Consider the following 14619-nt stretch of genomic DNA (forward strand, 5'->3'; position numbering starts at 1 on the left):
AAATCAAAATGACACAATAATGAGAACTCAATGAAAAGAATGCTTATCAACGCGACTCAAGAAGAAGAGTTGCGCGTAGCGCTGGTTGACGGACAACAGCTCTACGATTTGGATATTGAAAGTCCGGGACACGAGCAGAAGAAAGCGAACATTTACAAGGGTAAGATCACCCGCGTAGAACCCAGCCTTGAAGCTGCTTTTGTCGACTACGGCGCCGAGCGCCACGGTTTCCTGCCGTTGAAGGAGATCGCCCGCAATTACTTCCCCTCCGGTTACTCCTATCAGGGTCGTCCCAACATCAAAGAAGTGGTCCGCGAAGGTCAGGAAGTTATCGTCCAGATCGACAAGGAAGAGCGTGGCACCAAGGGTGCAGCCCTCACCACCTTTATCAGCCTGGCAGGTAGCTACCTGGTACTGATGCCCAACAACCCCCGTGCAGGTGGTATCTCCCGCCGCATCGAGGGTGATGAGCGGACTGAACTGAAAGAAGCCCTGAGTGGATTGACCGTGCCGGAAGGCATGGGCTTGATCGTGCGTACCGCCGGTGTGGGCAAGTCGCCAGAAGAGCTGGAGTGGGATCTGAACGTCCTGCTCAATCACTGGGACTCCATCCACAAGGCCTCCCAAGAGCGCGCGGCACCGGTGCTGATCCACCAGGAAAGCAACGTCATCGTGCGTGCCATCCGTGACTATCTGCGTCGCGATGTGGGCGAGATCCTGATCGACAATCCGGTGATTTTCGAACGTGCCAAGGCCCATATCGAGCTGGTACGTCCCGATTTCCTCAACCGTGTGAAGCTGTACAAGGGTGAAGTTGCCCTGTTCAATCACTTCCAGATTGAGAGCCAGATCGAATCAGCCTTCCAGCGTGAAGTGCGCCTCCCCTCCGGTGGCAGCATCGTTATCGATCCGACCGAAGCACTGACCTCCATCGATATCAACTCCTCCCGCGCCACCAAGGGCGGCGATATCGAAGAGACTGCGCTGCAAACCAACCTGGAAGCGGCCGACGAAATTGCCCGTCAATTGCGTCTTCGCGACCTGGGTGGCCTGATCGTTATCGACTTCATCGATATGACGCCGGTTCGCCATCAGCGCGAAGTGGAAAACCGTCTGCGTGAAGCGGTTCATCAGGATCGTGCCCGCATCCAGCTGGGCCGGATCTCCCGTTTCGGTCTGCTGGAGATGTCTCGCCAGCGTCTGCGTCCCTCCCTCAACGAATCCAGCAGCCATATCTGCCCCCGTTGCCAGGGTCAAGGCGTGATCCGTGACAACGAATCCCTCGCCCTGTCTATCCTGCGTCTCATCGAAGAAGAGGCCATGAAGGACAACACCGAACAGGTTCACGGTCAGGTGCCGGTGGATGTTGCAGCCTATCTGCTTAACGAGAAGCGTGCTGCCATCGCCAGTCTGGAACAGCGAAATGATGTGCGTGTTTACATCATTCCGAACCAGCATCTGGAAACTCCGCACTACGAAGTGACCCGCATTCGTCAGAACGAGATCCCGGAAGCGGCCAGCTATGAGCTTAAAACCGAGATTGCCAAGCCGGTCTACCAGCCGAAGCAAGCTCAGGTGATCGAGCGTGAACAACCGCTGCTGCAAGGCTTTGCCCAGCCGACTCAACCCGCGCCGGTTGCAGCTCAGCAGCAGACAGCCCCGGCCGTTGCCGCTGCACCTGCCGAAGCAGGTTTCTTCAGCAAGCTGATCAAGGGCATTACCGGTCTGTTCAGCAGCGATGCTGCCCCTGCCGAAGTTAAAGCGCCCGCCGAGAAACCGGCTGCTCGCGAAGCACGCAAGGAAGAGGGTCAGCGTCATCAGCGCGAAGAAGGTCGTGGCCGTGGTCAGCGTCCTCGTCGTGACGACAACCGTGGCAACCGCAACAATGCGGAAGCTGGTGAGAAACGTGAAAATGGCAATCGCGAAGGTGGTGAAAACCGCAATCGTCGTCCTCGTAAAGAGCGCGAGCCCCGTCAGGAACGTGAAGTTCGCACTGAACAGCGGATGGAACGTGAACCACGCGAAGCGCGTCAAGAACGTGAGCCCCGTGCTCCGCGCCCTGCTCGTGAGCCACGCGCTCCCCGTGAGCCTCGTGCCGAGGTTGTCGTTGACGCGGTGGAAACCGTTGATGCCATCGAACCACGTCAGGAAAAAGAGCAGAAAGTGGCTGAGCGCCGCGAACGTCGCCAGCTGCGCAAGCAGATCCGCGTTGATGTTGCTGCGAGCGACACCCCTGCCCTGCCTGTCGTAGAAGAGGTTCAGGTTGCAGCCGTTGAGACTGGCGACCAGGATGAGCAGGCCGAAGGTCAGCGCCGTTCCCGCCGTACTCCGCGCAGCCAGCGCATCGAAGGCCAACGTCGCAAGCGTATTAATGAAGAAGCACGTAGCCAGCGTGATGAAGAGCAACAAGCCGAGCCTACTCTGACTACCGCCGCCCAAGCCGATATCGCCAAAGCGCAGGTTGAAGAGCCGGTAGTGCCAGTTGTTACCATCCCGAGTGCTGAAGCTGTCGCTGCAGCTCTGCAAGCCTCTGCTGCGCTGACCGAACACGTGGTTGTCGAAGCCGTTGCTGAGGAGTCTGCTGAACAGGCTCATGCGGTACAGACCGAAGTGGCCGCAACACCTGTTGTTGATACCGTAGAAGTGGAAGCCCCTGCTGTCGCAGTAGTTGAAGCAACTCAGGTTGAGATTACACAAGCTGAACAACCTGCTGAAGTTGTTGCCGAAGCTCCGGTTGCCGCTGTTGAAGCAGTTGAGGTCACCGAAGCTGTAACTACTGCACCTGTTGCTGAAGAGCCGGTAAAAGTTGTAGCTGAAGAGACTCCCGTAGCCGTAACCAAGCAGGTTAAGCATGGTGCCGGTCTGTTGGCCCGAGCTCGCAAGGCATCTGCGCCGATGGCAACCCCTGCCGAAGTCCCTGCCCTGCCCGCTCGTGAACCGATGGACTATCCGCCTCTGGTTCGTGGCGAAGTGGTTAGCTCAGGCCGTCACGGCGGTAGCACCGCAGCAGTCAATGTGGCTTCCTGCCCGGCAGGTCGTCCTTAATAGTTCCTGTTGTTGGAACAAGCAAAGAGCCACACATTGTGTGGCTCTTTTTTATGGGTGACATTCACCTAGTTATCAGTTGCCAATGCGTCTGTGTAATACCGATATCGGAGACCATTTGGCTGAGGGCAAGATCGTCATTGAGCCACGGCCCGGTGTAGAACGGATCTGTGACGTCCTAGGTTTATTCCCTGAAAACTAAAGACTTCCTAAGTTTTTTACCTGAATTCTATTTATTCGAAATGTGGTCACAAAGGTTAAAGTTACAAACTAGTTTGTTGGCATATGAAACTCATCCGTCATGCGCCCAATAGTACATCTCTCGCTCCAGTTCCGATTCATTTTTGCTGAGCCGTTGATTGCACCTTGAACTGTCAATGTGATTTAGATATCAGGAATCTATCCACTTATCCAGATGAAGTCCGCTCCATATAAAACCACAATCCGACTTACATCTGGAATAGTGTTATAGATTGAGCCAAATACTATGCCCAAGTATATGACGCTGCAAATGCAGCTTATGTAATCGTATATTTTGTAGCGGTAACTTTCTGGCTGGAGGTTACAGTTAGCCCTCCCCTCCGCTAATTAAATCTACTAACCAGATAACCTGGGTTCCTGTTAATAGAAATCCCTGATGCCGATTGGAGAACGATTGACTACGGGGCTCTTGCTCATGTCTATGTGTGAAATACTCTCTATTGACTGGGTATCGCAGAATAAAGCGAGCTGCAATAAACACCGATCAGGGTTGTATATAAAAAACAACAAGCCACACTGTGTGGCTTTTGCTTGTGCCAGAACGAGATATCCCTCCCCCACCCTACTTGTTAGTCGTCGCTCTTCATAATATCAATCTGAATTAGCAGGATGCTGCAGGCTCTAATCGATAGGAAAAAAGGGGGATGGAACTCATGTCGAAATAAAAAAGGGCCCGAAGGCCCTTTGGTATATAAACGCTTGAAGACATTATGCGAACAGATGATGGCTGATGATAAAAAGACCACCAGAGAGCAGCATGGTCAGCGGCAGGGTAAGCACCCAGGCCATCAGGATGGTCTTGATAGTCTGGCTTTGCAGGCCTGACTTGTTGGCCACCATGGTACCCGCCACCGCAGAGGAGAGAATGTGAGTAGTCGATACCGGCATACCGGTCAGACTGGCAATACCGATGGAGCTGGCTGCCGTGATTTGGGCCGCAATCCCCTGGCTATAGGTCATACCGGTAGAACCGATCTTCTCACCAACGGTGTGAACGATACGACGCCAGCCCACCATGGTGCCGCAACCCAGCGCCATCGCGATGGAGACGATCACCCAGGTCGGAGCGTATTCGGCAGTCGCGGTCAGATCCTTGCGCCATTTGGCCAGATCGGTCAGCTCCTTGGCCGGCAGAGAGAGTTTGGAAACCTTACGTGCGGTGTCATCGATACAGAGCAGCAGACGACGCACTTCACGGCGATCGGTCAGGCTCATCTCTTCATAGGTACGTACAGCACCAAGACGGGCATCCAGAGTGTTCATTGCTTGCAGCACGCTGTCTGCTGAACAGTGAGTCATCAGCTCTTCTTGCACAGCAGAGGCTGAGTTGAAGTTGATAACACCACTTACCGCATCCTGATTGCGCTTGTAGATTTCCATGATGCGCTGGTTGGCATCCTGGGTACGATCCAGATCATAAGAGCGGCTATTCATGTCCAGCGCGAAGTAGGCTGGCGCCATGCAGATCAGCACCAGCATTACCAGACCGATGCCCTTCTGGCCATCGTTGGAGCCATGCACAAAGCTCACCCCCATCGCAGAAGCAACCAGAGTGAGGCGAGCCCAGAATGGCGGGTGCTTCTTGCCATCAACAAGTTGACGCTCTTCCGGGGTCTTGTGGATTTTGTTGCTGGTCCAGATGCGTTTCATAACCAGCAGCAGCAGCGCTGCCACGATGAAACCGATGGTGGGAGAGATGATCAGGGAGAGCATGATGTCGATCGCCTTGCTCACGTTGATCCCCTCGGTCACCGGCTTGTGGCTGATCCAGGCATAGGCACCGCCTACCCCCAGAATGGAACCGATCAAGGTATGTGAGCTGGAGGCCGGGATCCCGAAAAACCAGGTACCCAGATTCCACACGATGGCGGAAAAGAGCAGCGAGAAGACCATGATCAACCCTTGGGTGGAGTCCATCCCAAGCAGCAGGTCGATGGGCAGCAGATGGACGATGGCATAAGCCACCCCCAGACCGCCAAACATGACACCGAAAAAGTTGAAGATCCCTGATGCCACAACCGCCAGGTGAGCGGGCATCGCTTTGGTGTAGATAACCGTTGCTACCGCGTTGGCGGTATCGTGAAAGCCATTGATGAATTCATAGGCAAGCACAAAAAAAACGGCCAATACCAAACCGATTGACCACCACAAACCCAAACCACTAAACATTTCAAACATAAAAAAAAGCCTGTTTATGAGTTGCGGCGGATTATGCCAGATGGCGGCCAACACCATAGCTATCCGTGAAATATTTCAGCCATAAAAAAAAAGAGCTTTTTGGTAAAAAATATCTTACAGCCAGTCGCCATGCGGCTTGCCAGAGATTAATTAAAGCGAGCAGTTGTTGCCAACAAACAACAAAGTTGCTGACAATTCAGCCAATAAACGTCATTTTCAGCCCCCTTTTTCACCCCCATCAGGCATAAAAAAGCATAAAAATATCGTTTGCCAACCATTCTCATCCGACCAGCAAGGAGCCATCCGTATCTTCGCAGTGCCCGCTCGCCTGCAACATAGCCAAAAAAAGAGGAGCCACTTTGTGCTCCTCTTTCCCAATCATACCTGCCGGCTGCATCAATCCTGGTTGATACGGCTGGCGACAGCACCCTGCTGGCTCTTGTACTTGGCATTTTCCCGCTTGTTGTAAGGGCGGGCAGCGGTGCCTGAGAGCATCTCAAAGTTCAACGCGCCGATCTTCATCTTGGGACGCAGCGCCAGCGGCAATTTGCCGCCATTGTAGAACTCCAGCACGATACGACCGGACCAGCCCGGATCTATACGGTGTGCCGTGACATGCACCATCAGACCGAGACGGGCCAGCGAAGAGCGGCCGTCGAGCCAGCCGACGATATCTGCCGGCAGAGTGACTGATTCATAGGTTACGGCCAGCGCCAGCTGACCCGGGTGCAGATAGAAGGCTTCACCATCGGGGATATGGATCTCGTCGCTCATCACCCGATCGATGGCATCGGCCATCTCGCTGCTCGGGCCGCTCAGATCGATATAGGGAGCGGTATGATCGCGAAACACCCGAAATTCATTACCCAGCAGCACATCGACGCTGACGCCACTGATCCGTTCTACACCGGGCCGTGGCTCAATGACGATCTTGCCCTCATCCAGATGGCGTTCGATATCGGTATCACACAGACGCATTGGGCGACTCTCCTGACTACTTTGTGCTTTAAAAAAGCCGGGCATCACCCGGCTTGTTTCAACTTAACCAATCAACATGTGGCGAATACGCGCCTTGAGCATGTCGATCGCGATACGGTTCTTGCCACCACGGGGCACAATCACATCGGCATACTGCTTGGAAGGCTCGATGAACTGCAGGAACATGGGGCGTACGGTCTTTTGATACTGCTTGAGCACGGAGTCCATGGTCCGGCCACGCTCCTGCACGTCACGCACCAGTCGACGCAGCAGACAGATGTCGAGCGGGGTATCCATAAAGATGGAGGCATCCATCAGGTCGCGCAGACGGCTGTCGGTCAACAGCAGAATACCTTCCAGAATGATCACGCGGCGCGGGGCGAACGGAGTCACCTCGCTCATCCGGGTGTGCTCGGTGTAGGAGTACTGGGGAATGTCTACCGCATCCCCTTTCAGCAATTGACTCAGGTGCTGAACCAGCAGGTCGTGATCCAGCGCATTGGGGTGGTCATAGTTGGTTTTTACCCGCTCTTCCATGGTCAGGTGGGTCTGATCACGGTAGTAGCAATCTTCGGTGATCACACCAATCTGACCTGCACCCAGTTCTGCCACCAGCTCTTCATAAATGGTCTGGGCTATAAGACTTTTGCCAGACGCAGACGCGCCGGCAATACCGATGATCACACACGAATGTTGAGTATCAGACATGACAAATACCTAAAAGAGAAGAGCAGTGGGGATTGTTTAAACCGATCCATTATATGAAAAAGGGTGGGCCATGCCCACCCTCAAATCCCCATCAGGTGACCGACAGCTGATTATTCATCCAGCGCGACAGTATAAAGCGGGGTAGCAATCGGTTTTGCGCTGAAAAAGAGTTCGGCTCCCACCCTGCGCGCCAGCTTCAAATAGGCCTGAGCCAGGCTTCCTTCCGGCGAACTGAAGACGGTCGGGCAGCCATCATCCATGTGCTGGCGGATGTCGATGTGCAGCGGCAGCTGACCAAGCAGCGCCACTTGATACTGCTCTGCCATCTTCTGGCCGCCACCGGTACCGAACAGCGGCTCATGGTGGCCACAGGCGCTGCAGACGTGGTAGCTCATGTTCTCGATGATGCCGAGCACCGGCACATTGACCTTGTGGAACATGGCGATCCCCTTGCGGGCATCGGCCAGCGCCACATCCTGCGGGGTGGTGACGATCACCGCCGCCGAGGTGGGTACCTGCTGGGCCATGGTGAGCTGGATATCGCCAGTGCCCGGCGGCATGTCGACCACCAGATAATCCACCTCGCCCCAGCGGGTCTCATGGAGGATCTGCGCCAGCGCCTTGCTCGCCATCGGGCCGCGCCAGATGGTGGCATCCTGCTCGGAGACCAGATAGCCGATGCTGTTGCTCTTGAGGCCACAGGCCATCACCGGCTCCATCAGCTTGCCGTCATGACTGACCGGGCGCTCCTTGAGGGTGCCCATCATGGTAGGGATGGAGGGGCCATAGATATCGGCATCGAGAATGGCAACCCGCGCCCCCTCCTTTTTCAGGGCCAGCGCCAGGTTGACCGCGGTGGTGGACTTACCCACCCCGCCCTTGCCGGAAGCAACCACGATGATGTTGCGGATCCCCTGCACTGCGTTGAGCCCCTGCGCCCGCGGCATGCTGGCCACATCGATCTCCAATGCCCAATCGATGCGGGAGGCGCCGGTGGCAGCGCGCAATCTGGCGTCGAACTCCTCCTTGAGGGTATCGAGCAGCGACAGCGCGGCAAAGGGCAGCACCAGGCGGACAGAGAGACTTTGATCCTTGCTGATGACGTCGCGCACAAATCCGGCACCGACCAGATCCTTGCTCCAGCCTGCCGGCTTAAATTCGGCGAGGATCTGTTTTACTGAATCAATCACCATTAACTCCTCATTATGTTGTCATTATCTTGAGGTGAACGGTTACCACACACAAATCAGTGGCTTGCCTGTGGTGCTGATGGTGTATCCGGCCAAGCCCGGCACAGCCACAACCCTAGGCAGGCTACCCCCAATTCGGGTAACATGCACGGCACTCTATCATCCCAACAAGCACATCAAGAACGTAATATGGCAACTGATCCTCGTAAAATGCTGGTAACCTGCGCCCTCCCCTATGCCAATGGCTCCATTCACCTTGGCCACATGCTGGAACATATCCAGGCCGATATCTGGGTTCGTTATCAGCGAATGCGCGGTCATCAGGTGCACTTCATCTGTGCCGATGATGCCCACGGCACCCCGATCATGCTCAAGGCACAACAGATGGGGATCACCCCGGAAGAGATGATTGCTGCGGTCTCCAAGGAGCACCAGGCCGACTTCGCCGGGTTCAACATCAGCTTTGACAACTATCACTCCACCCACAGCGACGAAAACCGCGAGCTGGCGGAGCTGATCTATGGCCGCCTGAAAAATGGTGGTTTTATCAAGAGCCGCACCATCTCCCAGCTTTTCGATCCGGAAAAATCGATGTTCCTGCCGGATCGTTTCGTCAAGGGTACCTGCCCCAAGTGCAAGTCTCCGGAGCAGTATGGCGACAACTGCGACAGCTGCGGCGCCACCTACAGCCCGACCGAGCTGATCGATCCGAAATCTGCCGTCTCCGGCGCGACTCCGGTGATGAAGGACTCCGAGCACTTCTTCTTCGACCTGCCGCAGTTTGAAAAATGGCTGGCAGAGTGGGTACGTGGCTCCGGCGCCATTCAGGAAGAGATGGCCAACAAGATGCAGGAGTGGTTCGAAAGCGGCCTGCAGCAGTGGGACATCACCCGTGACGCCCCCTACTTCGGTTTTGAAATTCCGGGGGCCCCGGGCAAGTATTTCTACGTCTGGTTGGATGCCCCCATCGGTTACATGGCTTCTTTCAAGAACCTGTGCAACAAGCGTGGCGACATCGACTTTGACAGCTACTGGAAAGCGGACTCCGACGCCGAGCTCTACCACTTCATCGGCAAGGACATCGCCTATTTCCACTGCCTGTTCTGGCCGTCCATGCTGGAAGGCGCCAACTTCCGCAAGCCGACCAAGGTCAACGTGCACGGCTATGTGACCGTCAACGGCGCCAAGATGTCCAAGTCCAAGGGCACCTTTATCAAGGCATCTACCTACCTGAACCACCTGGATCCGGAGTGCCTGCGTTACTACTACGCCGCCAAGCTCAACAGCCGCATCGACGATCTGGACCTGAACCTCGAAGATTTCGTGCAGCGGGTCAACGCTGACGTGGTCAACAAGCTGGTCAACCTCGCCTCCCGCAACGCCGGCTTTATTGCCAAGCGTTTTGGCGGCAAGCTGGCGGCGACCTGCGCCGAACCCGAGCTCTACGCCGAGTTTGCCAATGCCCGCACCGCCATTGCCGAGGCCTATGAGAGCCGCGAGTTCAGCCGTGCCATCCGCGAAATCATGGCGCTGGCCGACAAGGCCAACCGCTATGTGGACGACAAGGCTCCCTGGGTCATCGCCAAGCAGGAAGGGGCAGATGCCGAGCTGCAAGCGGTTTGCTCCGTCGGTATCAACCTGTTCCGCGTGCTGATGGCCTACCTCAAGCCCGTCATGCCGCTGCTGGCCGAGCGTGCCGAAGCCTTCCTGGCCGAAACCCTCAGCTGGGATGGGATCGAGATGCCGCTGGTCGATCACACCGTTGCACCGTTCAAAGCCCTCTTCTCCCGCATAGAGCCGGCGAAGATTGAAGCCATGATCGAGGCATCCAAGGAAGACTTGGCCAAGGAGCAGGCACCGAAAGTGACAGGCCCGCTGGCTGATGACCCCATCAGCGAAACCATCACCTATGACGACTTTGCCAAGATTGACCTGCGCGTAGCGCTGATCAAGAAGGCCGAAGCGGTACCGGAAGCCGAGAAGCTGCTCAAGCTGCAACTGGATATCGGCGGCGAAACCCGTCAGGTGTTTGCCGGTATCAAGTCCGCCTACAACCCGGAAGATCTGGAAGGCAAACTGACCGTGATGGTGGCCAACCTGGCGCCACGCAAAATGCGTTTCGGCATGTCCGAAGGCATGGTGCTGGCCGCAGGCCCGGGCGGCAAGGATCTCTGGATCCTGGAGCCGCAGGAAGGCGCCCAGCCGGGCATGCGCGTCAAGTAAGCGCATCGACCCGATAAAAAAGAGGCCTGCGGGCCTCTTTTTTGTCTCTGCACTCTTTTAAATCTCTGCGACTCTGCGGATTACTCCCGTTGAGCATCCGGCAAGATGGTTAGAGCGGGCTATCCAGCATCGCCACCTTGAGCCCCACCAGTTCCGCCTGCTGGCAATCGAGGCGGCGCAATCGCGTCACTATCTTGCGCTTGAGTTTGCACCTCACCCTGCGCTGCCGCTTGTTTCCTTTCAGGGCACGCCGCCACTGCCGCCAATCCTGCAACTGCCCGAGCCGCTCCTGCCAATGACTAAAGGCGCTGACCCACTGTGCCTCCCCCGCCCCCAGCTCCAGCAGCAACTCGGCGCCGTAGCGCGCCTGTTTTATCTCAAGGCGCAGATGATGCCAGCGGCGCAGCTGCTGGCGATGGGAGACGTTGCCAGCCGGGTGCTCATCAAGTCGGCTCAATGCCCCATCAAGGCGGCGGGCAAGGTGGCGCCGGTAGTGACGAGCCAGCCCTGAGGTATCGGGAGTTTGCTCCAATGCATCCAGCCAGCGGGCAAGCAGGCCCGAAAAAAGGGGAACCGTTACCCTGGACAAGACGATTGTGGATGACGCGCCAAAGCGCGCGGCGTAAACCTGTGCATCGCGCAGGGCCGAGAGTCGGCCAATGGCCCGCTGCAGCCGTCGTTCCAGTTTTGGATGGCAAAGGGCGGGTCGCCACAATGCGAGCAGCGCCTGCATGCGGCGCGCAGCGATGCGATAACCATGGACATGGGTTTCGCTCGCTTCACGGCGCACAGCGCGAGCAGCATGGCGGTAGCTGGCGACCAGCACCCGGGCCTGCGCCAGCAAGGGATCACGCGTATCGGCAGTCATGATGTCCCCGGCAGATCAGTTGGTATGAAAGCCCTGGCCGCTTGGCGGCAGCGCCTCTTCATACTCCATCCGGGTCACCCGGGCGGTGCGCGGGCCATGTTCCAGCCAGCCCAGCATCATCTGTACCCCCTGCGTCGGCCCGCTGATGAGGATCTCCACCGACCCATCCTCCAGGTTGTAGGCATGGCCGCGCAGCCCCAGCTGCAAGGCACGCTCACGGGTGAAGTAGCGAAATCCGACCCCTTGTACCTGCCCCCACACCCGAATGACAAACGATTGCTCTCCCATTTCTCACACCTTCTGCTTAAGAAAAAAATTCCCGAGACGATAATGTGCCCGACACTCTATCTCTGCAGGATGCAGCTCCATTATGAAAGAAGTTAAATTCCGGTGGGTTGACCGCTATCTCATTCACCTCACCATCAGTGAAAAATTCCACATCGCCTTCTGGCTTCCCCTGCTGATCATCGCCTTTCTCAGCTGGTATCTGCTGGCAAACAGCCACGATCAGGAGATAAACCTCAAGATTAAGCAGTTGCAACAACGGGTCGAGACCACGGCACAACTGGTCAGCCAGCAGCCAACGCTCACTCTGCCAGCCGATCTGCGCATCCAGCCACAAGGGGTGAGCGGACTCGAACAACAGGGCGATCGCTACCACTTCACCGCACCAGCGGGTCAGGCTGGCTATGTGACCGGCGAGCTCGACACCAGTACCTCCTCAATGTGGGATGATCAGGGCACCACGCTCACCATGATTGGGGCGCTGGCTGCCCTGATGGCATTGGTGATCCACTACATGATGACCTTTGTCTCCGGCGCCCTGTACTCCACCAACAAGGCGCTGCAAACCGTGGCCGACGGCGATCTCACCTTCCGCCTCAACTTCTTCCCGGTACGCGACGAGTTCTCTACCCTGGCGGGCAGCATCGACCGCTTTACCGACCGCCAGCATCAGATCGTCAAGCTGGTCGAAGAGTCTGCCGAGGCGCTGACCATGGCCGCCGACGAGTTTCGCGACCACGCCAGTGAAGGCGAAAACATGGCGCGTGCCCAGCGCCAGCACATGGATTCGCTGGCCACCGCCATGGAGCAGATGTCAGCCGCCATTCGCGAAGTGGCGCGCAATGCCAACGACACTCTGCAGCAAACCCGTCAATCGAGCGAAGAGGCGGCCAATGGCGCCAACCGGGTGGCCCGAACCATAGAGGCGATCCGCACCCTGGCCGACGAGATTGGCAATGCCTCCGGTGCAGTCGAGCGCCTGACTCACAATGCCAACCGCATCAACGAGGTGGTAAGCGTCATCAACGCCATCTCCCAGCAGACCAATCTGCTGGCCCTCAACGCCGCCATCGAAGCGGCCCGCGCCGGTGAGCAGGGCCGCGGCTTTGCGGTGGTGGCCGACGAAGTGCGTACCCTCGCCAGCCGCACCCAGCAGGCAACGGTCGAAATCCAGAAGATGATCGAAGAGCTGCAAGCCGGCACCGGCGCTCTTAACGACATCATGGAGAAAACCGTGGGTCGCGCGGCCAGCAGCCAGCAACTCATCAGCGAGGTGGGGCTCGATATCGAGAAGCTGAGCAATCACAGCGATGCGGTGCTGGAGATGAGCACCCAGATCGCCACTTCCAGCGAAGAGCAGAGCTCGGTGGCCGCCGAGATCACCCACAATCTGGATCAGGTACGCCATGAAGCGGCGCAGGTGGAGGAGTCTGCCAGCGCCTCGGTGGCTGGCACGCAGGGGCTGAAAGCCACCGCCAGCGAGCTGACCCGGGCACTCAAGGGGATCCGGATCTGATCTGTCAGTCACATCCGGTTCGGGCACGCTGATGCACCGGGCAGTTTGAGTTTTACCTGCGGGCCACATAGAATGTGGCCCCTTTTCTTTTGACCATCTGGCAAACATCCATGAGCGCTTCCATCTATCTCGTCAAAGGCCGCGAAAAATCCCTGCTGCGTCGCCATCCCTGGATCTTCTCCAAGGGGATCGAGCGGGTTCAGGGCAACCCCATTGACGGCGATACCGTCGAGATCCTCACCCATGACGGCAAATGGCTTGCTCGTGGCGCCTGGTCGGGCAGTTCCCAGATCCGTGCTCGGGTCTGGACCTTCGACAAGGATGAGACCGTCGATCTCGACTTCTTCATCCGTCGCCTCAAATATGCGCAAGAGTCCCGTGACGGGCTCATCAAGCGTCAGGGCCTCACCGGTTATCGCCTCTGCGCCGCCGAATCCGACGGCCTGCCGGGTCTGACCATCGACCGTTATGCCGATTTTCTGGTGTGCCAGATCCTCTCTGCCGGCGCCGAGTTCCAGCGTGAGCTGATAACGCAAGCACTGCGTACCCTCTACCCAGAGTGCAGCATCTATGAGCGCTCCGACGTGGCAGTGCGCAAGAAGGAAGGGCTGAAAGAGCGCACTGGCGTCATCTATGGCGAGACCCCGAACGAGCCGGTCGTCATCGAGGAGAATGGCGGCGTCAAGATCCTGGTGGATATTCGCAACGGCCACAAAACCGGTTTTTATCTGGATCAGCGGGACAACCGTCAGGCTGCCGCCAAGTACACCGAAGGCAAGCGGGTGCTCAACTGCTTCTGCTACACCGGTGGTTTTGGCGTCTATGCCCTCAAAGGCGGCGCCAAGGAAGTGGTCAACGTCGACCTCTCCCAGAATGCGCTGGATATCGCCCGCCAGAACGCCGAGCTGAACGGGTTGGATACCAGCAACACCCAGTTTGTCCGCCACGACGTCTTCAAGCTGCTGCGTGAATATCGCGAGAAGGGCGAGAAGTTCGACGTCATCGTGCTGGATCCGCCCAAGTTCGCCGAGAGCAAGGCCCAGCTGCTGGGTGCCTGCCGTGGTTACAAGGACATCAACATGCTGGCGTTCCAGCTGCTGGCGCCGGGTGGCGTGCTCTTGACCTACTCCTGCTCCGGCCTGATGGAGCAGAGCCTGTTCCAGAAGATCGTTGCCGATGCAGCGCTCGATGCCGGTCGCGATGCCCAGATCCTGGAGCTGCTCTCCCAGGCCTCTGATCACCCCATAGGTACCGCCTATCCGGAAGGCTTCTACCTCAAGGGTCTGGTGGTTCGCGCCCGCTGATCGGCAACCACCCTCCCCTTGTGATCAATCAGGCCCCTTGCGGGCCTGATTGTTTTGCTTCTT

At 57.2% G+C, this 14619-nt stretch carries 10 protein-coding genes and 1 pseudogene; 5 read left to right on the forward strand and 6 right to left on the reverse strand.

Features of this window, described 5'->3' with window-relative positions; all coding sequences use genetic code 11:
• Window positions 1-30 precede the first annotated feature (30 nt).
• Window positions 31-3045 (forward strand): ribonuclease E, encoded by a 3015-nt coding sequence (rne, locus tag AAHA41_RS12075; protein WP_216994360.1) that lies wholly within the window; start codon window positions 31-33, stop codon window positions 3043-3045.
• Between the two features lie 85 nt (window positions 3046-3130).
• Window positions 3131-3211, forward strand: a pseudogene (locus AAHA41_RS12080) (dCTP deaminase); the annotation flags it as partial.
• An 803-nt stretch (window positions 3212-4014) separates the two neighbouring features.
• On the opposite strand, the gene AAHA41_RS12085 reads toward AAHA41_RS12080, so the two are convergent.
• The 4 genes from AAHA41_RS12085 to apbC all read right to left on the reverse strand — a co-directional run bounded on the left by AAHA41_RS12085 (window position 4015) and on the right by apbC (window position 8363).
• The gene (locus AAHA41_RS12085) at window positions 4015-5484 is read right to left on the reverse strand and encodes an inorganic phosphate transporter (RefSeq protein WP_041207908.1); all 1470 of its coding nucleotides are present in this window, start codon (window positions 5482-5484) and stop codon (window positions 4015-4017) included.
• Window positions 5485-5880: 396 nt separating this feature from the next.
• The gene (gene dcd, locus AAHA41_RS12090) at window positions 5881-6462 is read right to left on the reverse strand and encodes a dCTP deaminase (RefSeq protein WP_041207718.1); all 582 of its coding nucleotides are present in this window, start codon (window positions 6460-6462) and stop codon (window positions 5881-5883) included.
• 63 nt (window positions 6463-6525) lie between these two features.
• Complete coding sequence (gene udk, locus AAHA41_RS12095; protein WP_041207717.1) at window positions 6526-7170, reverse strand: uridine kinase; 645 nt, start codon at window positions 7168-7170, stop codon at window positions 6526-6528.
• A gap of 110 nt (window positions 7171-7280) precedes the next feature.
• On the reverse strand, window positions 7281-8363 hold the full coding sequence (gene apbC / locus AAHA41_RS12100) for an iron-sulfur cluster carrier protein ApbC (protein ID WP_071910187.1): 1083 nt from the start codon (window positions 8361-8363) through the stop codon (window positions 7281-7283).
• A 186-nt stretch (window positions 8364-8549) separates the two neighbouring features.
• Between apbC and metG the strand changes: the two genes are divergently transcribed.
• A complete protein-coding gene (gene metG / locus AAHA41_RS12105) occupies window positions 8550-10583 on the forward strand; it encodes a methionine--tRNA ligase (RefSeq protein ID WP_071910189.1) in 2034 nt (677 codons plus the stop codon).
• A gap of 109 nt (window positions 10584-10692) precedes the next feature.
• Here the strand turns inward: metG and AAHA41_RS12110 are convergent, their stop codons facing one another.
• Together AAHA41_RS12110 and AAHA41_RS12115 are read right to left on the reverse strand one after the other, a co-directional pair.
• Window positions 10693-11451: a CHAD domain-containing protein gene (locus AAHA41_RS12110; RefSeq protein ID WP_323069700.1), complete on the reverse strand. Its 759-nt coding sequence runs from the start codon at window positions 11449-11451 to the stop codon at window positions 10693-10695.
• Window positions 11452-11466: 15 nt separating this feature from the next.
• The gene (locus tag AAHA41_RS12115) at window positions 11467-11739 is read right to left on the reverse strand and encodes an acylphosphatase (protein ID WP_033113652.1); all 273 of its coding nucleotides are present in this window, start codon (window positions 11737-11739) and stop codon (window positions 11467-11469) included.
• Between the two features lie 82 nt (window positions 11740-11821).
• Here AAHA41_RS12115 and AAHA41_RS12120 point away from each other — a divergent pair, with 82 nt between their 5' ends.
• Complete coding sequence (locus AAHA41_RS12120) at window positions 11822-13252, forward strand: methyl-accepting chemotaxis protein (protein ID WP_323069702.1); 1431 nt, start codon at window positions 11822-11824, stop codon at window positions 13250-13252.
• Between the two features lie 110 nt (window positions 13253-13362).
• Window positions 13363-14556 (forward strand): class I SAM-dependent methyltransferase, encoded by a 1194-nt coding sequence (locus AAHA41_RS12125; RefSeq protein ID WP_025201720.1) that lies wholly within the window; start codon window positions 13363-13365, stop codon window positions 14554-14556.
• Window positions 14557-14619: the final 63 nt, after the last annotated feature.

Source organism: Aeromonas sp. SER (genome assembly GCF_038739615.1).
Lineage (GTDB): Bacteria > Pseudomonadota > Gammaproteobacteria > Enterobacterales > Aeromonadaceae > Aeromonas > Aeromonas jandaei.